This is a genomic window from Streptomyces sp. NPDC032745 (assembly GCF_055579465.1).
Genome location: NZ_JBVING010000008.1, coordinates 372,173 through 396,666, shown reverse-complemented (window position 1 = coordinate 396,666; position 24,494 = coordinate 372,173). Strand labels below are relative to the sequence as shown.

Genomic DNA, 24,494 nt, shown 5'->3' with positions numbered 1-24,494 from the left:
CCATCCGAAGAGAGGCCGACAGTGACCGCAACGAAGACAGAACTGCCGTCGCAGCGCGGCGCGTCCGGGGACGGGACCCCCGTGATCTCCGTCCGCGGCCTGTGGAAGGTCTTCGGGCCCAAGGCGGCGCGGGTGCCGGACTCGCCCGAGCTGTGCGCCCTCTCGCGCCGCGAGCTCATGGAGCGCACCGGATGTACCGCGGCCGTGCGGGACGTGGCCTTCGACGTGTCGCCCGGCGAGGTCTTCGTGGTCATGGGCCTGTCCGGCTCCGGGAAGTCGACGCTGGTGCGCTGTCTGACCCGGCTGATCGAGCCGACGGCCGGCGAGCTCGTCTTCGAGGGCGAGAACATCCGCGCCGCCGATCAGAAGAGGCTGCGCGAGCTGCGGCGGCGCAAGTTCGCGATGGTCTTCCAGCACTTCGGGCTGCTGCCGCACCGCCGGGTCCTGGACAACGTCGCGTACGGGCTGGAGATCCGCGGCATCGGCCGGGCGGAGCGCACCCGGCGGGCCATGGAGGTGGTCGAGCTGGTCGGTCTCGCCGGGTACGAACACTCCTACCCCGACCAGCTCTCCGGCGGCATGCAGCAGAGGGTCGGGCTGGCCCGGGCCCTCGCCGGGGACCCGGACGTGCTCCTCTTCGACGAGCCGTTCTCCGCGCTCGACCCGCTGATCCGCCGGGACATGCAGAACGAGGTCGTCCGGCTGCACCGCGAGGTCGGCAAGACGATGGTGTTCGTCACCCACGACCTATCCGAGGCGCTGAAGCTCGGCGACCGCATCCTCATCATGCGCGACGGCCGCACGGTCCAGTGCGGTACCGGCGAGGAGCTGGTGGGCGCGCCCGCCGACGACTACGTCCGGGACTTCGTGGCGGACGTGCCCCGATCGCGCGTGCTCACCCTGCGCTGGATCATGCGCCCGGCCCGCCCGGGCGATGCACTCGACGGACCGGAGCTCGGCCCGGACACCGTCGTCCGCGAGGCCACGCGCGCCGTCCTCGCGGCGGACCGGCCCGTGAAGGTCGTCGAGAACGGACGGCTGCTCGGCGTCGTCGGCGACGAGGAGATCCTCGAGGTCGTCGCCGGCCCGGAGGGCGGTGCGTGATGGCCGTCCTGGCAGCGGCGGGCGCGCGGCGCACGCCCGTACGCGGCGGGCGCGCACTGGTCGCGGCCGCGGTCCTCGTCGGCTGGGTCCTGCTGTGGCTCGCCCTGCGCGGCGTCCACACGCTTCCCCTCGGCGCCGCCGAACTGACGCCGCTCCACCGGCGGTTCAACGAGATCAACGACGCCGTGGGGGCCGGCCGCAACAGCAATCCGGTCTTCCTCTACGTCTTCAACGAGATCCGGCTGGTCATCGACAACCTGGTCACGTTCCTCCAGGCGCTCGTCGCGCAGCCGTCCTACGGCCGCCCGGTCCCGGTGGTCGGCTGGCTGGGCGTCGTCGCTCTCGTCGGATACGTCTCCTGGGTGTTCGGGAACGTACGGGTGGCGGCCCTGGCCGTCGCCGGATTCGTGCTCTTCGGCCTCCAAGGGCTGTGGCGCGAGAGCATGGACACGCTCGCCCTGACCGTGGCGGCCGTCCTCGTCTCGCTGCTCATCGGCATTCCGCTCGGTGTCTGGGCCGGGCTGTCGGACCGGGTGCACCGCCTGGCCACCCCGGTGCTCGACTTCATGCAGACGATGCCGACCTTCGTCTACCTGGCCCCGCTGACGCTGTTCTTCCTCATCGGCCCGGCGTCCGCCACGATCGCCACGCTGATCTTCGCGACCCCGCCCGCCGTGCGCATCACCGCCCACGCGATCCGCTCGGTCCCCGCCGCCACGGTCGAGGCGGCCGAGTCGCTCGGCGCGACCCGGCGCCAGACGCTCGCCACGGTGCTGCTGCCGATGTCGAAACGGACCGTCGTGCTCGGCGTGAACCAGACCATCATGGCCGCGCTGTCCATGGTCACCATCGCCGCCCTCATCGACGCGCCCGGGCTGGGCAAGACCGTCGTCAAGGCACTGGAGACGCTCGACGTGGGCACCGCGTTCAACGCCGGCCTCGCCATCGTCGTACTGGCCGTCGTGCTCGACCGCGTGACCACCGCGGCGAGCGAGCGGAGCAAGACGGGGGTCCGCCCGGCCGAAGGCCGGGGGAGGGCGGAGGACGCCGGGCGCCGCGGCGGGCGCGCGGCGCGGTGGCGCCGCCCCCTGGTCCTCGCCGGCGGCGTGCTCACCGCCGTGTGCGTCTGGCTCTCCCACACCTACGTATGGGCGGCGCAGTTCCCGGCCGGCTCCGGTGTCGGCGGGGCGATCGCCCGTACGGCGGACTCCGCCACCGCCTGGGCGCAGGGCAGCTTCTCCGGGGTGACGGGCGGTCTGCGCGACCTGGTCACCACCTTGCTGCTCAATCCCTTCGAAGCGCTGCTGACCGGCTCTCCGTGGTGGCTGGTCGGCGCGGTGGTGGTGGCTCTGGGCGCGCTGTTCGGCGGCCGGCGTGCGGCGGCCACCGCCGCGGTGTGCGTGGCGCTGATCGTCGGTACGGGCCTGTGGCGGGACAGCATGACGACGCTGGCCTCCAGCGTGGTCGCCACCGTCATGGTCCTGGCCCTCGGCGTCGTGGTGGGCGTGTGGATGGGGCGCAGCGCCCTGGCCGACCGGCTGATCCGGCCCGTGCTCGACGCGGGCCAGACGATGCCGGCCTTCGTCTACCTGGTGCCGTTCCTGGCCCTGTTCGGCGCGAGCCGGTTCACGGCGATCGTGGCGGCGATCGTCTACGCGGCCCCGGTGACGGTGAAGATCATCGCGGACGGGGTGCGAGGGGTCCCGCAGAGCACGGTGGAGGCGGCGGTGTCGGCCGGCTCCAGCACCTGGCAGATCATCACGAAGGTCCAGCTCCCGATGGCCCGCGGCGCCCTCGCGCTCGCCACGAACCAGGGGCTGGTCTACGTCCTGTCGATGGTCGTCGTCGGCGGTCTGGTCGGGGCGGGCGCCCTCGGCTACGACGTCGTGGCGGGCTTCTCGCAGGGTCAGTTGTACGGCAAGGGACTGGCGGCGGGCCTGGCCATCGTGCTGCTCGGGGTCATGTTCGACCGGATCACCCAGGCGGCGGCGCACCGGGCGGCAGCAGCCCCCGGCGGGCGCTGAAGCGGAAGAAGGGGCAGGACACATGGCAGGGAACCTCAACACAGGCCCGGCGCCGCTACGGCGACGGGCCCGGCGGGCGGCACTGGCGGGCCTTTCGGCGCTGGCCCTCGCGCTCGCCGGATGCAGCGGCGCGAAGGTCGGCGAGGCGGGCGCAGGGCCCTCGGGCGGCGGGGGCAGCGCAGGGAAGTGCGGGTCGTTCAACCTCGCCGTCAACCCGTGGGTCGGGTACGAGGCCAATGCGGCGGTCATCGCGTACGTCGCCAAGAAGGACCTCGGCTGCGAGGTGACCAAGAAGGACCTCAAGGAAGAGGTCGCCTGGCAGGGGTTCGGCACGGGCGAGGTCGACGCGATCGTCGAGAACTGGGGCCACCCGGACCTGAAGAAGAAGTACATCGAGCAGCAGCAGACGGCCGTCGCCGCCGGGGAGACGGGCAACAAGGGGGTCATCGGCTGGTACGTCCCGCCGTGGCTGGCGGAGAAGTACCCGGACATCACCAAGTGGCAGAACCTCAACAAGTACGCGGACCAGCTCAAGACCTCGGAGTCCGGCGACAAGGGCCAACTGCTCGACGGTGACCCGTCGTTCGTCACCAACGACGGTGCCCTGGTGAAGAACCTGAACCTCGATTTCAAGGTGGTGTACTCGGGGAGCGAGGCCGCGCTGATCCAGGCGTTCCGCCAGGCCGAGGCCAAGAAGACGCCCGTCATCGGCTACTTCTACGAGCCGCAGTGGCTGTTCTCCGAGCTGAAGCTGGTCAAGGTGGAGCTGCCGGAGTACAAGGCGGGCTGCGACGACGACCCCGAGAAGGTGGCCTGCGACTACCCCGTGTACGCGCTGGACAAGATCGTCAGCAAGAAGTTCGCCGATTCCGGCAGCCCGGCCTACCAGCTCGTGAAGAACTTCAGCTGGTCGAACGAGGACCAGAACCTCGTGGCGAAGTACATCGCGCAGGACAAGATGTCGCCGGAGGACGCCGCAAGGAAGTGGGTGGAGGGCAACCGCGCGAAGGTCGACGCCTGGCTCGGGAAGAAGAGCTGATCCGGCCCCCTGTTCCCGAGTGCCGCACCGTGCCCGGCGGGCTGTTCCGACAGCCCGCCGGGCACGGCTGTTTCCGCCCTCTGCGCAGGGGAGTTGCGTCGCATCCGACGCTCTTGACACCGCCCGGGGCGACCGGCAGTGTGAGTTGCGCAACCTGCACCACGTTGCGCTGACGGCAACTCGATTTCGTTCGAATCGGAGGGGCGGAGATGGCGGGACCGCGCGTGGTCATCATCGGAGCGGGTGTCGTGGGTGCAGCGCTGGCGGACGAGCTGTCCTCGCGCGGCTGGACCGAGCTCACCGTGGTCGACCAGGGTCCCCTCCCCGCCACCGGCGGCTCCTCGTCCCACGCCCCGGGCCTCGTGTTCCAGGCGAACCCGTCGAAGACCATGACCGAACTGGCCCGCTACACCGTCGAGAAGCTCCGCACCCTCGACGTCGACGGGCAGCCCTGCTTCCTCCAGGTCGGCGGGCTCGAACTGGCCACCACCCCGGAGCGCCTCACCGATCTGCGGCGCCGGCACGGCTGGCTCACCTCCTGGGGCGTCGAGGGCCGGCTGGTCGGCCCGGACGAATGCGTGGCGTTGCACCCCCTGGTGAACCGCGACCGGGTGCTCGGCGGACTGCTGGTCCCCACCGACGGCCTGGCCAAGGCGGTGCTCGCCGTGGAGGCGCAGCTCCGGGCCGCCCGCGCCCGGGGCGTCCGCCTCCTGGAGCGCCACGAGGTGCTGGACATCCGTACCGAAGCCGACGGCACAACCGGCGGCGACCGTGTCACCGCCGTGGTCACGGACCGCGGCGAGATCCCCGCCGACATCGTCGTGTGCTGCGCCGGCATCTGGGGCCCCAAGGTCGCCCGCATGGTCGGGATGAGCCTGCCGCTGACCCCCCTCGCCCACCAGCTGGCCTGGACCGGCCCTGTCCCCGCGCTCGCCGGACAGACCGAGGAGGCGGTCCGCCCCATCCTGCGCCACCAGGACGCCGACCTCTACTACCGCGACCGCTTCGACCGGCTCGGCATCGGCTTCTACGGACACCGCCCGATGCCGGTCTCCGCCGACGACATCGCCCCACCGGACTCCTCCGGGCAGATGCCCTCCGTACTGCGGTTCACGGCCGACGATTTCGCCGACGCCTGGACCGAGACCCAGTCCCTGCTGCCGGCCACGCGGGACGCCAAGGTCGAGGAGGGCATCAACGGGCTCTTCTCGTTCACCACCGACGGAATGCCCCTCCTCGGCGAATCAACCGACGTCAAGGGCTTCTGGGTCGCCGAGGCCGTCTGGGTCACCCACTCCGCCGGCGTCGGCCGCGCCATGGCCGAATGGCTCGTGGACGGCCACTGCTCCTCCTTCGACCTGCACGCATGCGACGTCAACCGCTTCGAGCCGCACCAGCTCGCCCCCGCGTACGTACTCGCCCGCGGCTGCCAGAACTTCGTCGAGGTCTACGACATCCTCCACCCGCTCGAGCCCGCCGGTGCGCCACGCCCACTGCGCACCAGCCCCTTCCACGTCCGCGAACGCGAACTCGGCGCCTTCTTCCTGGAGGCCTCCGGCTGGGAACGGCCCCAGTGGTACGCGGCCAACGAGGCCCTCCTGGACCGGTGGGACATCCCGGTCCCGGGCGACTGGGCCGCACGGATGTGGTCGCCGGTCGTCGGCGCAGAGGCCCTGGCCACCCGGGAGGGCGCCGCCCTGTACGACATGTCGGCACTCAAACGGCTGGAGGTGTCCGGCCGCGGAGCCGCAGCGTTCCTCCAGCGCCTGACCACCTCCGATGTCGACAAGTCCGTGGGCTCGGTCACGTACACGCTGATGCTCGACGAGGACGGCGGCATCCGCAGCGACATCACGGTGGCCCGCCTCGCCCGGCACCGCTTCCAGATCGGGGCCAACGGCAACCTCGACCTCGCCTGGTTCACCCACCACCTCCCCGACGACGGCTCTGTCGTCGTACGGGACATCACCGCGGGCACCTGCTGCATCGGCCTGTGGGGGCCGAAGGCGCGAGAGGTGCTCCAGCCGCTCACCGACGCCGACTTCTCCAACGAGGGCCTGCGCTACTTCCGGGCCCGCAGCGCCCACATCGGGGCCGTCCCGGTCACCGCCCTGCGCCTCAGCTACGTCGGAGAGCTCGGCTGGGAGCTGTACACGAGCGCCGACATGGGGCTGAAGCTGTGGGACACGCTCTGGGAGGCCGCGCAGCCGTACGGCGGCATCGCAGCCGGCCGGGGCGCCTTCAACAGCCTGCGCCTGGAGAAGGGCTACCGCGCCTTCGGCACCGACATGGGCCACGAACACGACCCGTACGAGGCCGGCCTCGGCTTCGCCGTCAAGACGGACAAGGGCGACTTCATCGGCCGGGCCGCACTGGAACGGCGCGCAGCCGACGTCCGGCGCCGCCTCACCTGCCTGACCATCGACGACCCGGGCGCCGTCGTCATGGGCAAGGAGCCCGTGTACGACGGGGACCGGCCGGTCGGGTACGTCACCAGCGCCGCGTACGGCTACACCATCGGCAAGGGCATCGCCTACGCCTGGCTGCCCGCGGAGCTCGCCACGCCGGGCCGCACCCTGGACATCGGCTACTTCGACCTGCGCATCGCGGCCGTCGTCGCCGAGGAGCCGCTGTTCGACCCGGGGATGCGGCGCCTGCGGGGCCTGTCGGGAGACGCCCGATGAGCCCCCGCACCCCGGGCGCCGACCTGCCCGAACACCCCTCCTGGCTGTGGCGCACCCCCGAACCCAGGCGCAGCTACGACGTGGTCATCGTGGGCGGTGGCGGACACGGCCTGGCCACCGCCCACTACCTGGCGAAGAACCACGGCATCACCGACGTCGCCGTCCTCGAACGCGGCTGGCTCGCCGGCGGCAACATGGCCCGCAACACCACCATCATCCGCTCCAACTACCTCTGGGACGAGAGCGCCGGGATCTACGAGCACGCCCTCAAACTGTGGGAAGGGCTCGAGGAGGACCTCGACTACCCGATCCTGTTCTCCCAGCGCGGCGTGCTGAACCTGGCCCACACCCTTCAGGACGTACGGGACGGCGTACGCCGCGTCGAGGCCAACCGGCTGAACGGCGTGGACGCCGAATGGCTCGACCCCGCGCAGGTCAAGGAGGTCTGCCCGATCGTCGACACCTCCCCGGACGTGCGGTATCCCGTCATGGGTGCCACCTACCAGCCGCGCGCGGGCATCGCCAAGCACGACCACGTCGCGTGGGGCCTCGCCCGGGCGGCCGACGCCGCCGGCATCGACCTCGTCCAGAACTGCGAGGTCACCGGCATCGACGTGCAGGACGGCCGGGTCACCGGGGTGCAGACCTTGCTCGGCCCGATCGCCGCCGGCCGGGTCGCCCTCTGCGCGGCCGGGCACTCCTCCGTACTGGCCGCGATGGCCGGCTTCGAGGTGCCCCTGCAGAGCCACCCGCTGCAAGCACTGGTCTCCGAGCTGCTGGAGCCCGTACACCCCACCGTCGTGATGTCCAACGCGGTGCACGTGTACGTCAGCCAGGCCCACAAGGGCGAGCTGGTCATGGGCGCCGGCATCGACGCGTACAACGCGTACACGCAGCGCGGCGCGTTCCACATCATCGAACGCCAGATGGCGGCCGCCCTCGAACTCTTCCCGGTCTTCGCCCGCGCGCACGTCCTGCGCACGTGGGGCGGCATCGTCGACGTCAGCCCCGACGCGTCACCGATCACCGGACTCACCCCTGTGGAACACCTCTACGTCAACTGCGGCTGGGGCACCGGCGGTTTCAAAGCCACACCCGGAGTCGGCTGGGCCTTCGCGCACACCATCGCCCACGACGCCCCCCACCCGCTCAATGCCCCCTTCACGCTCGAACGCTTCACCACCGGCGCGCTCGTCGACGAGCACGGCGCGGCCGCGGTGGCCCACTGAGGAGCCGAGACGATGCTGCTCATCCCCTGTCCCTGGTGCGGGCCCCGCGACGAAGCCGAGTTCCACTACGGCGGCCAGGCACACGTGCCCTACCCCGCGGACCCCGCCGCGGTGAGCGACGAGGCGTGGGCCCGCTACCTCTTCTTCCGCGACAACCCCAAGGGCCCCTTCGCCGAGCGGTGGAGCCACGCGGACGGCTGCCGCCGCTGGTTCAACGTCGTCCGGGACACGGCGACCAACGAGATCCGCTCCGTCTACCGGACCGGTGACCCGAGGCCGGTGAGCTCATGACCGCACACCCCTTCCGGCTGCCCGACCGCGGACGCATCCGACGGGACCAGCCGCTCGGCTTCCGCTTCGACGGCGTCGCGTACGAGGGCTACCGGGGCGACACCCTCGCCTCGGCGCTGCTCGCCCACGGCGTCCACCAGGCCGGCAGCAGCGTCAGACTCGGCCGCCCGCGCGGGATCTTCACCGCCGGGGTCGAGGAGCCGAACGCCGTCGTACAGATCGAGGAACCCTTTCCCGAGCCGATGCTGCCCGCCACGGCCGTCGAGCTGTACGACGGGCTCGTCGCGAGCAGCCTCCCCGGGCAGGGCCGGCTCGCCACGGCAGCCGACCCGGCCCGCTACGACGCGGTCCACGCCCACTGCGATCTGCTCGTCGTCGGCGCGGGCCCGGCCGGCCTGGCCGCGGCGACGGCGGCCGCCCGCAGCGGGGCGCGCGTGATCCTCGCCGACGACCGGCCCGAGCCGGGCGGCAGCCTGCTCGGCACGGGCGAGCTGACCGAGTGGGCCGCCGCGGCGGGCGCGGAGCTCGACGCGGCGCCCGGGGTCCGCGTACTGCTGCGCACCACCGTCTTCGGGTACTACGACGACAACCATGTGCTCGCCGTGGAGCGCCGCACCCACCACCTCGGCGCGCAGGCCCCCGCGCACGTCTCCCGCGAGCGGGTATGGCGGATCCGGGCGCGCCGGGTCGTGCTCGCGACCGGCGCGCACGAACGCTCGCTCGCCTTCGCCGACAACGACCGCCCCGGCGTGATGCTGGCCGGGGCCGCCCGTGCGTACCTGAACCGGTTCGGTGTCGTCCCGGGCCGTCGCGCGGTCGTGTTCACCACGAACGACGGCGCGTACGAGGCCGTGTTCGACCTGATCGCGGCGGGTGTCGCGATCGCCGCGGTCGCCGACGCCCGGCCCCGGCCGGGGGAGTGGGCGGGCCGCGCCGCCGAGGCCGGCATCGAAGTGCTCGCCGGGCATGTGGTGACGGGCACCGCGGGCGCACCCCGGGTCTCCTCGGTGACCGTGTCCGGTCCCGGGGAAGGCTCCGCCGCCCGCGAGGTCCCCGCCGACCTCCTGCTCGTGTCCGGCGGCTGGAACCCGGTCGTCCACCTGTTCAGCCAGGCCGGCGGACGCCTGCGGTACGACCCGGTGCTCGGGACGTTCGTCCCCGACGGCTGCCGCCAGGCGGTGGAGGCCGCCGGCGCGGCACGCGGCGCGTTCGACCTCTCCCGCTGCCTGGCCGAGGGCCGGGCCGCGGGAACCCGGGCCCTGGAAGCCGAGGGCTTCACCGCCCACGACGCGCTCCCGCTCCCGCCCGTCGCCGAGCAGCCCCGGACCCCCGCCCGGCACCTGTGGGTGGTCCCCGGTGCGGACACCGCCCGCAGCTTCGTCGACCTCCAGCGCGACGTCACCGTCGACGACCTCGCCCGAGCGACGGGCGCCGGCCTCCGCTCGGCGGAACACCTCAAGCGCTACACCACGGCAGGCACCGCGAACGACCAGGGCAAGACCTCGGGCGTCCTCGCGAGCGGAGTCGTCGCGCACCTGCTGGGCCTGGACGTCGGCGAGCTGGGAACGACGACCTTCCGCGCCCCGTACGCCCCGGTCTCCTTCGCCGCGCTCGCCGGCCGCGACCGAGGCCTGCTGCACGACCCCGTACGCGTGACCGCCCTGCACGAGTGGCACCTCGCGCACGGGGCCGAGTTCGAGAACGTCGGCCAGTGGAAACGGCCGTGGTACTACCCGCAGGCCGGAGAGGACAAGGCGGCGGCGGTGCTGCGCGAATGCCGCGCCGCCCGCGAGGGCGTCGCCTTCATGGACGCCTCCACCCTCGGCAAGATCGACGTGCAGGGGCCGGACGCCGGTGTCTTCCTGGACCGGCTCTACACCAACATGATGAGCACCCTGAAGGTCGGCATGATCCGCTACGGCGTCATGTGCCGCCCGGACGGGATGGTCTTCGACGACGGGACCGCGATCCGCCTCGCCGGCGACCGCTACCTCGTCACCACCACGACCGGCAACGCCGCGGCCGTACTGGACTGGATGGAGGAATGGCTCCAGACGGAGTGGCCCGAACTGCGCGTGCACTGCACCTCGGTCACCGAACAGTGGGCCACCGTGGCCCTCGTCGGGCCGCGCTCCCGGGACGTCCTGCGCGGGCTCGCCCCCCGGCTCGCCGTGGACGCGGCCGACTTCCCGTTCATGGCCTGGCGGGACACGGCCGTCGCCGGGATCCCGGCCCGCGTGTGCCGGATCAGCTTCTCCGGCGAGCTGGCGTACGAGATCAACGTACTGCCGTGGGAAGCGTCCCGGCTGTGGGAGGCGCTGTACGAGGCGGGCCGCCCCCTCGGCATCACCCCGTACGGCACCGAGACCATGCACGTCCTGCGCGCCGAGAAGGGCTATCCGATCGTCGGCCAGGACACCGACGGCACCGTGACCCCGCAGGACCTCGGCATGGGCTGGGCCGTGTCCCGCAAGAAGCCCGACTTCATCGGCAAGCGCTCGCACACCCGGCCCGACACCGCCCGGCCCGACCGCAAGCACCTGGTCGGACTGCTGCCGGACGACCCCGGCATCCTGTTGCCCGAAGGCACCCAACTGGTCGCCGCCGCCACGCTGCCCGAGCCGCCGGTGCCGATGCTCGGACACGTCACCTCCAGCTACCGCAGCGCGGCGCTCGGCCGGACCTTCGCGCTCGCCCTGGTCAAGGGCGGCCGGGAGCGCATCGGCGACCGGCTGTACGCACCCGTGGGCGGCGACCTGGTCCCGGTCACGGTCACCGGTCCCGTCCTCTACGACCCCGAGGGGGCACGCCGCGATGGCTGACACCGCCGCCCGCCGCGCCGGGACGAGCCCGCTGGCGCCGTACGCCGCACGCTTCGCCGCCGCCACCCGCGCCTCGGGCGGGGCCCTGCGGCTGGCGGAACTGCCCTTCCTCGCCCAGGTCGGCGTACGGCTCGACCCCAAGGGCCCGGCCGCGGACGCCGTGGGGCTCGCGCTCGGCTTCCCGCTTCCGCAGGAGCCCAACACGGTCGCGTACGGCGGCGAGTTCGCGGCGCTGTGGCTGGGCCCGGACGAATGGCTCGTCATCGGCCCGGCCGGAACACGGACGCACCTCGAAGCCCGGCTGCGCGAGGCCGTCGGCGACGGGCACGCGGCAGTCGTCGACGTCTCGGCACAGCGCACCACCCTGCTCGTCGGCGGGGACCTGGCCGCCGGACTCCTCGCGCACGGCTGCTCCCTCGACCTGCACCCCCGCGCCTTCGGCGCCGGCCGCTGCGCGCAGACCACACTGGCCCGGGCCCAGGTGGTGCTGGTCCCGCGCGACGGACACCGGCCCGGATTCCGGGTCCTGGTGCGCTCCTCGTTCGCCGGCTACCTCGCCGAATGGCTCCTCGACGCGGCATCGGAATACATCTGGAATTCGCCCGACCCGACCCCGGCCCGAACGCTGCCCGGCTAGCGTGGCACCGGTCGCGCGACCAGGGAACGCGCTGGTGCCCGGAACCCGGAACCAGCAGTACAGGCCGAGGAGATGATGTGCGCAGCTTGCTGTCGGCGTCGGTGAACGAGCATGCAGAAACCTTCCGCCGTCAGCGGTGGGCCAGAGTCCGCCGGGCTGCGGCCACCGCAGGCCTCGGTGCCGCGGCACTCGTGATGACCCTTCCGGCCGTCGCCGTCGCCGACGTGATGCCGCCCCTGCCGCAGAACGCGGACGGCCTGGAGCAGACCTTCTCGCCCGCCTTCGACTACGACGGGGACGGCTGCTACGCCACCGCCGCCATCAGCAGCAGCGGCACCCTCAACCCCGGCCTCAAGCCGGGCGGAGCGGTGAACGGCCACTGCCGGGACTACGCGCAACTGCAGAACTCCAACACGTACTCCCGCGAGAAGTGCAACAACGGCTGGTGCGCCGTCATGTACGCCGGCTACTTCGAGAAGGACCAGGCCACCCTCGGCCCCGCGGCCATCGGGCACCGCCACGACTTCGAGCACGTCGTGGTCTGGATCAAGGACAACGAGGTCCAGTACGTGTCGACTTCGCAGCACAGCGGCTGGAAGTGGTACCCCCGCTCACAGGTCCGCTTCGACGGGACGCACGCCAAGGTCGTCTACCACAAGGACGGCGCCTCGACCCACTTCTACCGCCTCGCCAACAGCAACGACGAGCCCGCGGAGAACCACACCGGCAACTGGTTCTACCCGCGCCTCGTCGGCTGGAACGGCTACCCGGCCGGGTTCCGCGACAAGCTGATGACCGCCGACTTCGGATCCGCCACGATCAAGATCTCCGACGGCCGCTTCAACGACGCCCTGAACGCCGCCAGGCCCCCCATCCCCTTCGACCCCTTCGCGTAACGCCCGCCAGGGGCGGGGGGCCCATCGCCCAGGGCTCCGCCGTGGAAGGACCGCTACGCCGGGTGCCCGCCGCCCCGGGCGCGGTGCCGGCGTACCGCGTCGCGGTTGGCGCAGCGCTGGGTGCAGTAGCGCCGGCGTCCGGTACGGGAGGTGTCGGCGAAGACCGTGGCGCACTCGGTCACGGCACACCGCCGAAGCCGGTGCATGCCCCGCCCGGCCAGGTGCAGCGCCGTCCCGACGGAGATCAGCGAGAACAGCAGGGAGCCGAGCGGCTGCCGGTCGGGGCGGTAGTGCAGGTGCCAGCCGTCGCCGGCGTGGTCGGTCCCTCCAGGGCCAGCCCGGCTGCGCGGCAGCGGTCCGCGAGTTCCCCGGGGCTCGCCGGGCGCCGGTTGGCCAGGTCCGCAGCGAGGTTGACGGCGTCCTCGCCGTAAGGGTTGAGGTGCACCAGACCATTACACCAGTCTGGTCGGCATGGGAGACCACACCGGAGTACGGCCGGCGACGGACGGCGATGTCGCGGAACTCGTCCGCCTGCGGGCGCTGTTGTTCGAGGACCTCGGCGGCGACTTCTTCAACCCCTCGTCAGCGGACGGCGGGTGGCGCGAGGCGCTGGCCGTGGTGCTGAAGGAACAGCTGACGGCGGACTCCGTACGGATCCTCGTCGTGGACGGCGACCAGGGCCTCGCCGCATGCGGCATCGGCACCGTCGAGCAGCGGCTGCCCGGCCCGCACCTGCGCAACGGCCGGATCGGGCACGTGATCGGCGTGGTCACCGACCCCGCCCACCGTCGGCGCGGCCACAGCCGGGCGATCATGCGGGCCCTGCTCGACTGGTTCCGGGAACGCGGCGCCGCCCGCGTCGACCTGTACGCCTCCACCGAGGGCGAACCGCTCTACCGCGCGCTCGGCTTCGACGACCACCCCGACCCCGCCCTGTGCCGGCGCCCGTGACGGCGGTACCGCCGGACGCGGCCGCGGGCTCGCCCGGAGCGGGCGGGTGCCGACGTGCGGGAGGACGGGGAGGGAACATGGTCGGGTGCGAAACCTTCCAGGGCGTGATCACGGTGGCGAGGGGGCCGAGCGGACCGAGCGGGCCGCGGGGCCCGAGGGGGCCGACCAGCGGGTGCTGGGGGAGGCGCTGCTCGATGCCTGCAGCGACGCGGGGGCGTCCATCGTCATGCTCTACCTGCCCGACCCCAGCCGGCGGGTCCTGCACCTGGCGATGGCCGCCGGGGTGTCCCGCGAGTTCGCGCTGCCCTGGTCCCGCGTCGGGCTGGACGATCCCATCCCGGTGGCCGACGCCGTCCGTGACGGCCGGCTCGTCTGGCTCGGCGGCCAGGAGGAGACGGCCCGCCGCTACCCGCGCATCGGCCTGGTCCTGCCGTACGACTTCGCCCTCGCCGCCGCCCCGCTCCCTGCCCGGGCCTCCGACCGGGAGGGGTCCCCGGGGGCCGGCATCGTACTCCTGTGGCCCGGCTCCCACGGGCCCCGCATGACCGACGGGGAACGCCGGTCCGTGGAGTCGTCCTGTCACCGTCTCGCGCACGTCCTGGGACGGGCTGCTGACGACGGCCGCCCGATCCGCCCCCCTGCACACCCGGTCATACTGCGACCGCTTCCCCCTCCCACACCCGGACCGGTCGAGGCGGCCGCCGCCCTGGCCTTCGTCCGCAGGCTGCCCGGCGGAAACTGCGCACTCGACCTGAACGGCACCATCACCTTCATCACCCCCGAGGCCGCCGAGCTGCTCGGCGCACCCGTCTCCCAGCTGCGCGGAGCCCTGCCCTGGGAGGCCCTTCCCTGGATGGACAACCCCACCATCGAGGACCACTACCGGGCCACCGTGATCAGCCGGATGCCCCGCAGCTTCACCGCCGCGCCCCCGATCGGCCGGTACCTGCGGTTCGACCTCTACCCGGACGACACCGGGATCAGCGTCCGCATCAGGCCGGCCGCCGACCAGCCCGCCCCACCGCCCGCCGCCCCGACCGCCGCCCCGGAGGAGCCGTCCCCCAGCCGGGCCACCGCCCTCTACCAGCTCATGCACCTGGCAGCCACCCTCACCGAGGCCGCCCACGCCCAGGACGTGGTCGACCAGGCCGCCGACCAGCTCGTCCCCGCGCTCGGAGCCCAGGCCATGGCCCTCCTGGTGGCGGAGGAACAGCGCCTGCGCATGGTCGGGCACCGCGGCTACCCCGCCGAGCTCATGGCCCGCTACGACGGCATGCCGCTGAGCACCGACACCGCCACCACGCACGGCCTGCGTACGGGCAACCCGCTGTTCTTCGGTGACGAGAGCGAGCTCCTGGCCGCCTTCCCGGCCGTCGTGATCGCGGACGGCATGGCTGCCTGGGCCTTCCTGCCGCTGATCGCGTCCAAGCGCCCCATCGGCACCCTCGTCCTCGCCTACGCCCGCCCCCGCACCTTCGCCCCCGGCGAACGGGCCGTCCTGACCTCCATCGCCGGACTCATCGCGCAGGCCCTGGACCGCGCCCGCATCTACGACTCCACCCACCAGCTCGCCCACAGCCTGCAGACGGGCCTGCTGCCGCACGCCCTGCCCCGCATCCCGCACCTGGAAGTGGCCGCCCGCTACCTGCCCGCGGCGCACGGCCTCGACATCGGCGGTGACTTCTACGACCTCATCCGCATCGACGACACCACGGTCGCGGCCGCCATCGGTGACGTCCAGGGCCACAACGTGAGCGCCGCCGCCCTCATGGGCCAGGTCCGCGCGGCCGTCCACGCCACCGCCGGCGCACCGCCCGAAGAGGTCCTCGCCCGCACCAACCGGCTCCTGACCGACCTCGAACCGGGGCTGTTCACCAGCTGCCTGTACGCCCACATCGACCTGGCGGCCCAGACCGCCCACCTCGCCACCGCCGGCCACCCGCCACCCCTGCTGCGCCGCGCCGACGGCCCGACGGAGATGCTCCACCTGCCGCCGGGCCTGCTCCTGGGCATCGATCCCGACGCCTCGTACACGGCCGTCGAGATCCCGTTCACCCCCGCCACCCTCCTCACGCTCTACACCGACGGCCTGGTCGAGGTCCCCGGCCAAGACCTCGAGGAAGCCATCGAGGCGGTCGCCGCACGCATCACCGCAGCCCCCGAAGACCACCCCCTGGACTCTCTGGCAGACGACCTCATCGACCACGCCCGGAGCGGCGCCCCGCGCACCGACGACACCGCCCTCCTCCTCCTGCGGTACCAGCGGCCCCCGCGGGCTCAGCTGTAGAGCACCGGGCAGCCGTAGGCCAGGCAGTGGCGCGCCGCGTGGAGGTAGAGGGCGGTGTGGAAAGTCCTGTCCGCGCCGGGGACTTCGCGCTCGGAGGCGTCGAGGAACCACGAGGTCAGGGAGAGGGGGCCGGAGGGGGCGAGCAGCTCGGGCGGAAGCGGGACGGACGCCGCCAGGAGTTCCGCCATGAGCAGCACCTGCGGAGCACCGGCGATGACGACGGGCTCCTCGGGTTCCTCCTGCGTCGCGACCGTGATCTCCGAGTCGAGGGAGACCGGCACCAGCACGGACCAGGCGAGCAGGTCCTCCACCCCGTGTTCCCGGCACAGCTCGACGAAGCCGTCCAGCGAGGGGACCATCTTCTCCTCGAAGCGGGGCGCCGGGCCCGGCCCGGGTTCGTACGGCGGCAGTCCGCGCCTGCCCAGTTCCCGGTTCAGCCCGGCCGCGATCTCGGCCCGACCGCCCTCGTCCGCATCGTGCCAGTCCTCCGCGGTGACGCTCACCATGTATATGCCCATGGCCACAACGTAACGCGGGGCGCGGAACGTGACGGAGCCCGGGAGCATATCCAGCTCCCGGGCTCCAGCTTGCCACCCAATTGCGCACACCGGCGGCGTTTAAGAGTCGCGGATCATTCTGAGACCGACGTGTTCTGCCTTTGAACTACCGCGCCACGAGAGAGGCGCAGAGGGGACTTGAACCCCCATCCGTCGATGATCGTCCGCGCTCGGTCGATCCGGCGTTCGGCGGCGAATGCTGAGACTGGAGCGAGAATCTGAGTTTCACGGGGCCGCCTCTACCGGCTTGGGCCACCCCGGCACGTGTGCCGGGGGAGGGATTCGAACCCCCAACTGACACCCCTTGGTCAGCTTCAACATCAGTTTCAGCTTTGCGCTTTGCGCGCACCCCCCCGCTCGCACAGGGGGCGATCTTGAGGCTACCGGAACAGGTAGCCGAACACTGCATCCCCGACGCGCTGGTCGGTGACCTCGGTGCCGTTGGCCTCCTCGCGGGCGAACTTGACGGCCTGCTGGAGCCTTTCGACCCGGTCGAGGAGCTCGTTGACCCGGCGGGCCGGCAGCGCACCGGAGAACTTGACCGTCGTCCAGTAACCGACCGGGACGTCCTCGTAGTACACCTCGACCTGCGCCGGGTGCTTCTCCGTGGCCTCGGCCTTCACGTGGTTGCGCGGCACCTTCTTGGTGCGGATCGTGCGGACCGGGTCGGTCTTCCACGCGTCCGTCGAGGGGTCGAGGTTCCACGCCTCAGAAGCGTCCAGGACGGGGAGCTTGCGTACGAACGTGTGCAGGTCGGTGAGCTGCTTCTCGAGGAACAGCAGGTACGGTACCGGAACTTGGGGCAGCAGGACCGTTCCGTCGACGACGACGTCCGCGGCCGCCGTGCGGTTCGCCCAGTCCTTCGTCGCCGTCACGTCGAACAGTCGCGTCAGCGTTCCCGCCGTCGCGCGCAGCACGTCCTCCGCCTTGATCTGCACCCGCGTGGACTCGGGCGGCAGCTGCTCGCCCTCCTCGTCCTTGGGCTGGTACGTCCGCGAGATGCCGGCGAGCAACGCGGGCTTCTGGACGTCCTGATGGGCTTGGGTGAGTTCCTGGAGAGACTTGGACTTGACGCCCTTCTCCACTGCGATGATCTGATTCAACTTCGGCACACGAGGAAGCTAACAGCACAACAGTCCACCGCACACCCGGGTTTTCGCGCCGGGCTCCCCACGAACGCGCGCGGCCCGTCCCCCCGCCCGTGATGGGCGGTGGAACGGGCCGTGAGTACGCGGAGAGTGCGACTCGTGTGCGACGGGATCAGACCGCCGGGGCGGGGTACGTCGGGTACTCGACGCCCGAGACGTGCTGGACGACGCGGATGACCTGGCACGAGTAGCCGAACTCGTTGTCGTACCAGAGGTAGAGGATCGCGTTGTCGCCGTCGACCTTGGTGGCGCCCGCGTCGATGATCGAGGCGTGGCGCGAGCCGACGAAGTCCATCGAGACCGCGTCGGGGGCGGTGGTGAAGTCGATCTGGCGCTTGAGCGGCGAGTGCAGCGAGACGTCGCGGAGGTGGTCGAGGACTTCCTCGCGGGTGGTCTCGCGGCCCAGGCGCAGGCTCAGGATGGCGATCGAGACGTCCGGGACGGGGACGCGGATCGAGCTGCCGGTGATCGGCGCCTTGAGGTCGGGCAGCGCCTTGGCGACGGCGGACGCGGCACCGGTCTCGGTGATGACCATGTTGAGCGGCGCGCTGCGGCCGCGGCGGTCGGCCTTGTGGTAGTTGTCCAGCAGGTTCTGGTCGTTCGTGAACGAGTGGACGGTCTCCACGTGGCCGCGCAGCACGCCGTACTCGTCGTCCATGGCCTTCAGCGGCGGGACGATCGCGTTGGTGGTGCAGGAGGCGCAGGACAGGATCTGCTCGTCCGGCTTGATCGTGTCGTGGTTGACACCGTGGACGATGTTCGGGACGTCGCCCTTGCCGGGGGCGGTCAGGACGACCTTGTCGATGCCCGGGCGCAGGTGCTTGGACAGACCCTCGCGGTCACGCCACTTGCCCGTGTTGTCGATGAGGATGGCGTCCTTGATGCCGTACGCGGTGTAGTCGACCTCGGACGGGTCGTTCGCGTAGATCACCTTGATCGCGTTGCCGTTGGCGATGATCGTGTTCGTCGCCTCGTCCACGGTGATGGTGCCCTGGAACTGGCCGTGGATCGAGTCGCGGCGCAGCAGGGAGGCGCGCTTGACGATGTCCTGGTCGCCGCCCTGGCGGACGACGATGGCGCGCAGGCGCAGGCCGTTGCCGGAGCCGGCCTTCTCGATGAGCAGGCGGGCGACGAGGCGGCCGATGCGGCCGAAGCCGTACAGGACGACGTCGCGGCCGTCGCCGCGCTCGATCTTGTTCGCACCGGTGGCACCGGCGACGGCCTCGGCGGTGAACTCGGCCACCGAGAGGCCGCGGTCGTCGTTCTTGTACTCCGCGGCGAGCATGCCGATGTCGATCTGGGACGGGCCGAGATCGAGGGTGGTGAGCACCTGCAGGAACGGCAGCGTCTCGGTGACCGAGAGCTCCTCGCCGTCGATCTGCCGGGCGAATCGGTGGGTCTTCAGGATGCTGACCACCGACTTGTTCACCAAGGAGCGGCTGTGCAGCAGGATCGTCACGTCCTGCTCACGGTGCAGCTTCCCGATGATCGGGATCATCGACTCCGCGATCTCCTCGCGGTTTTTCCAGTTGGTGAACGAGTCGTCATTGACAGTCACAGGTTTATCTTTCGAGCTAGGCGGCGCTCACATGCTAACCCCACGCCCCTTTGGGCACTCAAGGGGTACCGCCTGAGCAGCGCTATGTAGGGAAATGTCTTATTTGCCCCTCGGGTGATCCTCTGAATGGCCCGCGCGCCCGCGAAGCGGGAGGGGGAGGAGCGTGGGGGTGGTGGTGAGGGGCGGCATCCCGTCGCGGAGGCCGACGGGCCGTCCGGGGGGCGCAGGGGTGAAGACGTACCCATCATGACAGGTCAGACGCCGTTTTCGTAGGATCAAGGGCACAGTCGATTGCCCTTGTTTGGGCACCCGTGCGGCTTTGAGAATCACCGTCATGAATCACTCGGCGAACATCAATCACCACGCAGTCCTCCGAGCCCGGGTGGCCCTTCTGGGATCGGCGAAGCCGTCGGTCCGTGAGCGGGTCGCGGCCTACCGCGTCCTGGCCCAGGTGAGCCCCCTGGCCTATCTGCCGCTGCTGTCCGCCGCACTGTGGAAGTACAGCCGCTACGAGTTCGCACACCGGCCGGACATCGCGCTGGCCCTGCGCGCCGAGTCCGTCGCCGCCGCGCGGCGCATGTACGCGATGGAACCCGGACGGGCCGATCTCCTCGTCACCGCACTGACCCACTACCGGGAGCAGCTGATCCCCATGGACCGGCAGGAGGAACTCCGCGAGGTGGAGGAAGAGATCGCCCGCATGGTGTCCGACGGGCGCTAGCCGACCGTCGCGGGTACCCCTGACCGGCGCTGTGGCCGGTCAGGGGTACCCGCGCCCGGAGCCGCCGCCCGGGCGGCCCGGCGGGGTCAGCCGGCGATGGGGTACATGGATCCCCGGCGGCCCTCGGCCGAGGTCAGCCACTCCAGCTTCTCCGCCGTATCGGTGGACGGCAGCGGGGTGTGCAGCACGATCGACAGGTCGGGCCGGGCCGGTACGCGCAACTGGGTCGATTCGACGAACAGCGTCCCCACGACCGGGTGCTCGATCTCCTTCTGCATCAGGCCGCCGGGCCGGACGTCCCGCCGGTCCCACAGCTCGGCGAATTCCGGGCTGACCTCCCGCGCCTCCTCGACGACCGCCTGGAACCCCTCGTCCTCGGGCCACTCCGAGCACGCCGCCCGGTACTGGGCGACCACGTTGCAGGCGATCTCCTCCCAGTGCCTCGAACGGGCCTTGTAGATGGGGTCGGTGAAGAACGCGATCAGGCAGTTCTGCACGATCTCCGGGCGCATGCCGAGCACCAGCGCGGCCGCGTCGTTGTAGAGCACCGTGTTCCAGTACACGTCCATGATGTGCGCGGGGAACGGCATCCACGCGTCGATCAGCCGCTTCAGCCCCTCGCACATGCCCCGGTCGGCCGGCGCCACCTCGAGGGCCGGCGGGTTGAGCCCCGCCAGCACGTACAGGTGCCGGCGCTCGGCGCTGGTCAGCTTCAGGACCCGGCCGACCGAGTCGAGGACCTGCGGCGACACCGTGATGTCGCGGCCCTGCTCCAGCCACTGGTACCAGGACACCCCGACCCCGGAGAGCACGGCGACCTCCTCCCGGCGCAGGCCCGGGGTGCGGCGGCGGGCCCCGCCGTCCGGCAGACCCGCCTGCGCGGGGGTGATCCTCGCCCGCCTGTTCATCAGGAACTCGCGCAGTTCGGAACGGCGGTGCCTGTCGATCGGTGTAGCCACTAACTCCCCCTGTCAGCTGCCTGGTGGTGCCACCAACAGGATAAGTTCCCACTCTCCACGGGCATTCCCGGGCCGCGAGGGTAGTGGTCATGGCGATCGATACTCATACGACGACGGCACCGACCACCACCGGCCCCCGGGCAGCAGCACCCGCTCCCGGGAACGAACGGCTCACGGGCCGGGCCAAGCTGGTCCTCTTCGTGCTCTGCGCCGCCCAGTTCATGGTGGCCCTCGACTTCTCCGTACTGAACGTGGCCCTGCCCGCCCTCGGCAAGGACCTGGGCCTGAGCCGGTCGGCCCTGCAATGGGCGGTCACCGCCTTCACGCTGCCCTCCGGCGGCTTCCTCCTCCTCTTCGGAAGGATCGCCGACCTCTACGGACGCAAGAAGCTGTTCCTGATCGGCCTGACCCTCTTCGGTACGGCCTCGCTGCTGGCCACGCTTGCCTGGGACCCGGCGTCGTTCCTGGCCGGGCGCGCCCTGCAGGGCCTCGGCGCGGCGGTCATCGTGCCGACCGGCATGTCCCTGCTGACCACCACGTTCCCCGAGGGCCCGCTGCGCGACAAGGCGGTCGGCATCTCCGGCACCCTGCTGTCCCTCGGCTTCACCATCGGCATGGTCCTCGGCGGCGTCATGACCGACACCCTCGGCTGGCGCTCCACGATGGCACTGCTCGCGGTCACCGCGGTGATCGTGCTCGCCCTCGCCCCGGGTCTGCTGCCCGAGTCGCGGACCCCCGACCGGCCGCGTCTGGACGTCCCGGGTGCCGTCACCGTCACCGGAGGCCTGCTCGCGCTGATCTACTCCCTGTCCACGGCGGCCCAGCGCGGCTTCGGCGGCGTGGACGTCTGGGGCACGCTGCTCGCCGGCCTGGCCCTGCTCGTCGCCTTCGCCGTGGTGGAGTCGAAGACCCCGGCCCCGCTGGTCTCGCTGCCGATGCTGAAGCGGCGCACGATCGCCTGGGGGAACGCCGGCGGCCTGGTGACCTTCGCGATGATGTCGACGGTCGTCTTCGTCCTGACCCTGTACCTCCAGGAGACGCTCGAGCTGTCGTCCTTCCGGACCGGTCTGGTCTTCGGCGTCCAGGGCGTCGCATCGGCCCTCGCCGGCTCGTACGCCCCGAAGGTCATCGGCCGCTTCGGCGCCCGGCGCACGCTGGTCGGCTCGCTGCTCGGCCAGGGGCTCCTGACCGCGGCCCTGCTCGCCGTGGGCGCCGAGTCGGGCGCGCTGGTGGCGACCGTCGCCGTCTCGGTGGCCAGCATGTTCCACCTCGGCGCGATCATCTCGTACGGGCTGACCGTGACGAGCGGCGTGCCCGACGAGGAGCAGGGCCTGGCGACCGGCCTGGTCACCACGACGCAGCAGGTCGGCCTCACCATCGGGATCCCGCTCCTCGGCGTCCTGGCCACCACGCAGGCCTCGCTCTTCGACGGCGTGCGCACGGTCCTGGCGATCGACGCGGCGATCGTGCTCGCGGCGGCGGTCCTGGTGGGCCTCGGCCTGGGCGGCCGTACGAAGAAGGCGTGATCGGGATCGAGGACGGCCGGCTGCCGCCGGGACCGGGGACCGGAAGCGGAGACCATCCTCCGCACACCGGTCCCCGTCCGGTCTCCACCCCGGGCTCCGTTCCCGTGCCGGCCCCGTCCGCGGTGGCGGCGCCCTCGTGCGCGGCGATCCCGCGGGTCCGGCCGGTGGGACCGGATGATCGGGCCGGACGCCCGGCCCGGACGCGGGGGCGGGCACGCACACGAGGAAACGGGAGAGCCGATGAGACAGCGGATTCCGCTCCTGACCGCGGCCCTGGTCGCGGCGGCACTGGCCGTGGTGCCCGGCTGCGGCAGCACACCGGTCCTTCGCGGCGCCCCGGCCGCCTCCCCTTCGGGGCCGGGCCCGGCCCCTCGGGACTTCTCCGGCCCGGTCGACGTGGGCGGCGGCCGAAAGCTCCATCTGAGCTGCAAGGGGACCGGCAGCCCCACGGTCGTCCTGGAGTCCGGGCTGCACGATGCGTCCGACACGTGGAACTTCACCGAGACCCGGCCGCCCGTCCCGAAGTCACCCGCAGTGTTCCCGGGCGTCGCGGCCTTCGCCCGGGTGTGTGAGTACGACCGGCCCGGAACCATCCGCTACACCACCCCTCCGGCACTCACCACCCGCAGCACGCCGGTGACCGGCACCCGCTCCCTCGCCGCCATGGCCGGGGACCTCGACAAGGTGCTGACGGCGGCTCACGTGCCGGGTCCCTACCTGCTCGTCGGCCATTCCTTCGGCGCGATGATCACCCGGCTGTATGCCCAGCAGCATCCGGAGAAGACGGCCGGCCTCGTCTTCGTCGACGCGTTCGGCACCAACATGCAGCCGTTCTTCGCCGCGCAGTGGCCCGCGTACCTGAAACTGCTCGACAGCCCCGGTACGCCCTTCGACGCGGATCCGCGGTTCGAGAAGGCCGACATCGACGGTGCGGTCGACGCGGTGCGGGCGGCGAAGCCCCTGCCGAGGGTCCCGATGGCCGTGCTCAGCAAGACGGAGCCGTTCGCGACCCCCGCCGGGAGCCCGAAGGCCGTCCTGGCACCGCTCGAGCGCGCCTGGCCCGCGGTGCAGCAGGCCCTGGTGGAACTGGGGAACCAGACCCCGCACCTCCTGGCCACCGGAAGCGACCACTACGTACAGGTGCACGACCCCGATCTGACGATCAGCGCCATCCGCCTCGTCGCGGGCCGGGCCCTCGCCGGACGGTGACCGTCCGGCTGCCGGTCGTCGCCTGGCCTCAGGCCCGCGTCCACCGGGGCGGGTTCCCGGGATTGACGGGCTCCGGTGTGGGCTCCGGGCCGCGCAGGTGGAGGTTGCGGACCGTGGCCGCGGTCTCGCGTTCGAAGTGCTCCCAGGAGACCAGCCGGCGCCAGGCCGGATCCGGGCGCCCCGGCACGGTGGCCCCGCGCTCCGCCCACTCCCGGGCGAGCTGCTCGAACAGCGGGGCGGCCGCGGCCGCGTGGGCCGGCTGCCGGGAAGTGGGGACGTACAGGGGGCGGCCGCCGTCATCCGGAGCCGCCCGGTGTCGCGCCGTGGTGGCGAGCGTGGAGCGCGTCGTCGTCATGCTCGGGCAAACGATTCGCTGGGCGGCGGGGTCACGGACCGCCGCATGCCGGGGTCAGACCCCCCGTCGGGCGCGACCACCCTGAATCCGGACAACCGGCCGACACGTCGGGTTCCCTCCGGCGAATGTGTCAATTCCCTTGTACTGTCCGGGAGTTCAGTCCAAATGGCCTGCCGTTCATTATGACCGGACCATATCTTCGGCAATGCCGGTGTTTTCTTGAAAAGGACCCCGGGTTTCCGGACATTGTGATGGGGTCGGGGCCGGGAGATGTCTGCCCAGGTGGGCTGCGCCGCGGTTGTCTCCCCGTTTCCCGGCGTCAGCGCGGTTTCGGCCCCGCAGGCCAGAAGTCTGCCGTTCATGGCCGAGGCGGGCCTCGATCGATTTGGCGGTGCGTTCCTCTTGTCTCATCATGTGAACAGACATCAGGTTGCGGCCGCGCTCGCCAACTCTGCGCAACGTTCGCATTGTTGACTGATCAACGGGTGAGAGTGGTG

General features: G+C 71.7%; 17 protein-coding genes and 2 pseudogenes. 13 read left to right on the top strand and 6 right to left on the bottom strand.

The annotated features are described in order from the left end of the window. Positions 1-21 precede the first annotated feature (21 nt). From ACZ5WG_RS22900 to ACZ5WG_RS22865, 8 genes and pseudogenes are all read left to right on the top strand, one after another. Positions 22-1,104 carry a quaternary amine ABC transporter ATP-binding protein gene (locus ACZ5WG_RS22900; protein WP_468725485.1) on the top strand — a complete coding sequence of 361 codons (1,083 nt, stop codon included), beginning with the start codon at positions 22-24 and terminating at the stop codon, positions 1,102-1,104. Beyond that, the gene (locus ACZ5WG_RS22895; protein ID WP_468725483.1) at positions 1,104-3,128 is read left to right on the top strand and encodes an ABC transporter permease; all 2,025 of its coding nucleotides are present in this window, start codon (positions 1,104-1,106) and stop codon (positions 3,126-3,128) included. Before ACZ5WG_RS22900 ends, ACZ5WG_RS22895 begins: the two co-directional genes overlap by 1 nt. Before the next feature lie 22 nt (positions 3,129-3,150). Then, complete coding sequence (locus ACZ5WG_RS22890; protein ID WP_468725481.1) at positions 3,151-4,167, top strand: ABC transporter substrate-binding protein; 1,017 nt, start codon at positions 3,151-3,153, stop codon at positions 4,165-4,167. A 209-nt stretch (positions 4,168-4,376) separates the two neighbouring features. Beyond that, positions 4,377-6,851 (top strand): GcvT family protein, encoded by a 2,475-nt coding sequence (locus ACZ5WG_RS22885; RefSeq protein ID WP_468725479.1) that lies wholly within the window; start codon positions 4,377-4,379, stop codon positions 6,849-6,851. Continuing rightward, the gene (locus ACZ5WG_RS22880; RefSeq protein ID WP_468725478.1) at positions 6,848-8,080 is read left to right on the top strand and encodes a sarcosine oxidase subunit beta family protein; all 1,233 of its coding nucleotides are present in this window, start codon (positions 6,848-6,850) and stop codon (positions 8,078-8,080) included. The genes ACZ5WG_RS22885 and ACZ5WG_RS22880 overlap by 4 nt, the downstream gene beginning before the upstream one ends. 12 nt (positions 8,081-8,092) lie before the next feature. Beyond that, positions 8,093-11,193, top strand: a pseudogene (locus ACZ5WG_RS22875) (sarcosine oxidase subunit delta family protein). Continuing rightward, positions 11,186-11,830, top strand: coding sequence for a sarcosine oxidase subunit gamma (locus ACZ5WG_RS22870; protein WP_468725476.1), 645 nt, complete (start codon positions 11,186-11,188; stop codon positions 11,828-11,830). The pseudogene ACZ5WG_RS22875 and the gene ACZ5WG_RS22870 overlap by 8 nt, the downstream one beginning before the upstream one ends. 194 nt (positions 11,831-12,024) lie before the next feature. After that, complete coding sequence (locus ACZ5WG_RS22865; protein ID WP_468725544.1) at positions 12,025-12,726, top strand: NPP1 family protein; 702 nt, start codon at positions 12,025-12,027, stop codon at positions 12,724-12,726. Between the two features lie 53 nt (positions 12,727-12,779). On the opposite strand, the pseudogene ACZ5WG_RS22860 reads toward ACZ5WG_RS22865, so the two are convergent. Then, positions 12,780-13,171 (bottom strand): annotated as a pseudogene (locus tag ACZ5WG_RS22860) (CGNR zinc finger domain-containing protein). Between the two features lie 26 nt (positions 13,172-13,197). Between ACZ5WG_RS22860 and ACZ5WG_RS22855 the strand changes: the two are divergent. Together ACZ5WG_RS22855 and ACZ5WG_RS22850 are read left to right on the top strand one after the other, a co-directional pair. Further along, positions 13,198-13,677, top strand: a complete 480-nt coding sequence (locus ACZ5WG_RS22855; RefSeq protein WP_468725475.1) for a GNAT family N-acetyltransferase — start codon at positions 13,198-13,200, stop codon at positions 13,675-13,677. Positions 13,678-13,762: 85 nt separating this feature from the next. Further along, positions 13,763-15,964 carry a SpoIIE family protein phosphatase gene (locus ACZ5WG_RS22850; RefSeq protein WP_468725473.1) on the top strand — a complete coding sequence of 734 codons (2,202 nt, stop codon included), beginning with the start codon at positions 13,763-13,765 and terminating at the stop codon, positions 15,962-15,964. Here the strand turns inward: ACZ5WG_RS22850 and ACZ5WG_RS22845 are convergent. From ACZ5WG_RS22845 to ACZ5WG_RS22835, 3 genes are all read right to left on the bottom strand, one after another. After that, positions 15,955-16,482 (bottom strand): hypothetical protein, encoded by a 528-nt coding sequence (locus ACZ5WG_RS22845; protein WP_468725472.1) that lies wholly within the window; start codon positions 16,480-16,482, stop codon positions 15,955-15,957. The two genes, ACZ5WG_RS22850 and ACZ5WG_RS22845, sit on opposite strands and share 10 nt — an antisense overlap. 419 nt (positions 16,483-16,901) lie before the next feature. Further along, the gene (locus ACZ5WG_RS22840) at positions 16,902-17,633 is read right to left on the bottom strand and encodes a DUF7873 family protein (protein ID WP_030861024.1); all 732 of its coding nucleotides are present in this window, start codon (positions 17,631-17,633) and stop codon (positions 16,902-16,904) included. 148 nt (positions 17,634-17,781) lie between these two features. Next, on the bottom strand, positions 17,782-19,227 hold the full coding sequence (locus ACZ5WG_RS22835; protein WP_468725471.1) for a glyceraldehyde-3-phosphate dehydrogenase: 1,446 nt from the start codon (positions 19,225-19,227) through the stop codon (positions 17,782-17,784). A gap of 334 nt (positions 19,228-19,561) precedes the next feature. Here ACZ5WG_RS22835 and ACZ5WG_RS22830 point away from each other — a divergent pair, with 334 nt between their 5' ends. After that, positions 19,562-19,948 (top strand): hypothetical protein, encoded by a 387-nt coding sequence (locus tag ACZ5WG_RS22830; protein WP_468725470.1) that lies wholly within the window; start codon positions 19,562-19,564, stop codon positions 19,946-19,948. An 86-nt stretch (positions 19,949-20,034) separates the two neighbouring features. Here ACZ5WG_RS22830 and ACZ5WG_RS22825 read toward each other — a convergent pair whose 3' ends face one another. After that, positions 20,035-20,856, bottom strand: a complete 822-nt coding sequence (locus ACZ5WG_RS22825) for a helix-turn-helix transcriptional regulator (protein ID WP_468725542.1) — start codon at positions 20,854-20,856, stop codon at positions 20,035-20,037. Between the two features lie 140 nt (positions 20,857-20,996). Here ACZ5WG_RS22825 and ACZ5WG_RS22820 point away from each other — a divergent pair, with 140 nt between their 5' ends. Together ACZ5WG_RS22820 and ACZ5WG_RS22815 are read left to right on the top strand one after the other, a co-directional pair. Continuing rightward, entirely contained in the window at positions 20,997-22,433 is a 1,437-nt protein-coding gene (locus ACZ5WG_RS22820) for an MFS transporter (protein WP_468725469.1), read from the top strand. A gap of 240 nt (positions 22,434-22,673) precedes the next feature. Beyond that, a complete protein-coding gene (locus tag ACZ5WG_RS22815; protein WP_468725467.1) occupies positions 22,674-23,642 on the top strand; it encodes an alpha/beta fold hydrolase in 969 nt (322 codons plus the stop codon). A 28-nt stretch (positions 23,643-23,670) separates the two neighbouring features. Here ACZ5WG_RS22815 and ACZ5WG_RS22810 read toward each other — a convergent pair whose 3' ends face one another. After that, positions 23,671-23,997: a hypothetical protein gene (locus ACZ5WG_RS22810; protein ID WP_468725466.1), complete on the bottom strand. Its 327-nt coding sequence runs from the start codon at positions 23,995-23,997 to the stop codon at positions 23,671-23,673. Between the last annotated feature and the right edge of the window lie 497 nt (positions 23,998-24,494).

What these genes read in the sequence shown, in the direction of transcription:
- ACZ5WG_RS22845 (WP_468725472.1), bottom strand. Translation starts at nt 16,482, where the DNA reads ATGGGCATATACATGGTGAGCGTCACCGCGGAGGACTGGCACGATGCG.
- ACZ5WG_RS22870 (WP_468725476.1), top strand. Translation starts at nt 11,186, where the DNA reads ATGGCTGACACCGCCGCCCGCCGCGCCGGGACGAGCCCGCTGGCGCCG.
- ACZ5WG_RS22825 (WP_468725542.1), bottom strand. Translation starts at nt 20,856, where the DNA reads ATGAACAGGCGGGCGAGGATCACCCCCGCGCAGGCGGGTCTGCCGGAC.
- ACZ5WG_RS22855 (WP_468725475.1), top strand. Translation starts at nt 13,198, where the DNA reads ATGGGAGACCACACCGGAGTACGGCCGGCGACGGACGGCGATGTCGCG.
- ACZ5WG_RS22830 (WP_468725470.1), top strand. Translation starts at nt 19,562, where the DNA reads ATGAATCACTCGGCGAACATCAATCACCACGCAGTCCTCCGAGCCCGG.
- ACZ5WG_RS22890 (WP_468725481.1), top strand. Translation starts at nt 3,151, where the DNA reads ATGGCAGGGAACCTCAACACAGGCCCGGCGCCGCTACGGCGACGGGCC.
- ACZ5WG_RS22895 (WP_468725483.1), top strand. Translation starts at nt 1,104, where the DNA reads ATGGCCGTCCTGGCAGCGGCGGGCGCGCGGCGCACGCCCGTACGCGGC.
- ACZ5WG_RS22820 (WP_468725469.1), top strand. Translation starts at nt 20,997, where the DNA reads ATGGCGATCGATACTCATACGACGACGGCACCGACCACCACCGGCCCC.
- ACZ5WG_RS22880 (WP_468725478.1), top strand. Translation starts at nt 6,848, where the DNA reads ATGAGCCCCCGCACCCCGGGCGCCGACCTGCCCGAACACCCCTCCTGG.
- ACZ5WG_RS22865 (WP_468725544.1), top strand. Translation starts at nt 12,025, where the DNA reads ATGACCCTTCCGGCCGTCGCCGTCGCCGACGTGATGCCGCCCCTGCCG.
- ACZ5WG_RS22810 (WP_468725466.1), bottom strand. Translation starts at nt 23,997, where the DNA reads ATGACGACGACGCGCTCCACGCTCGCCACCACGGCGCGACACCGGGCG.
- ACZ5WG_RS22885 (WP_468725479.1), top strand. Translation starts at nt 4,377, where the DNA reads ATGGCGGGACCGCGCGTGGTCATCATCGGAGCGGGTGTCGTGGGTGCA.
- ACZ5WG_RS22815 (WP_468725467.1), top strand. Translation starts at nt 22,674, where the DNA reads ATGAGACAGCGGATTCCGCTCCTGACCGCGGCCCTGGTCGCGGCGGCA.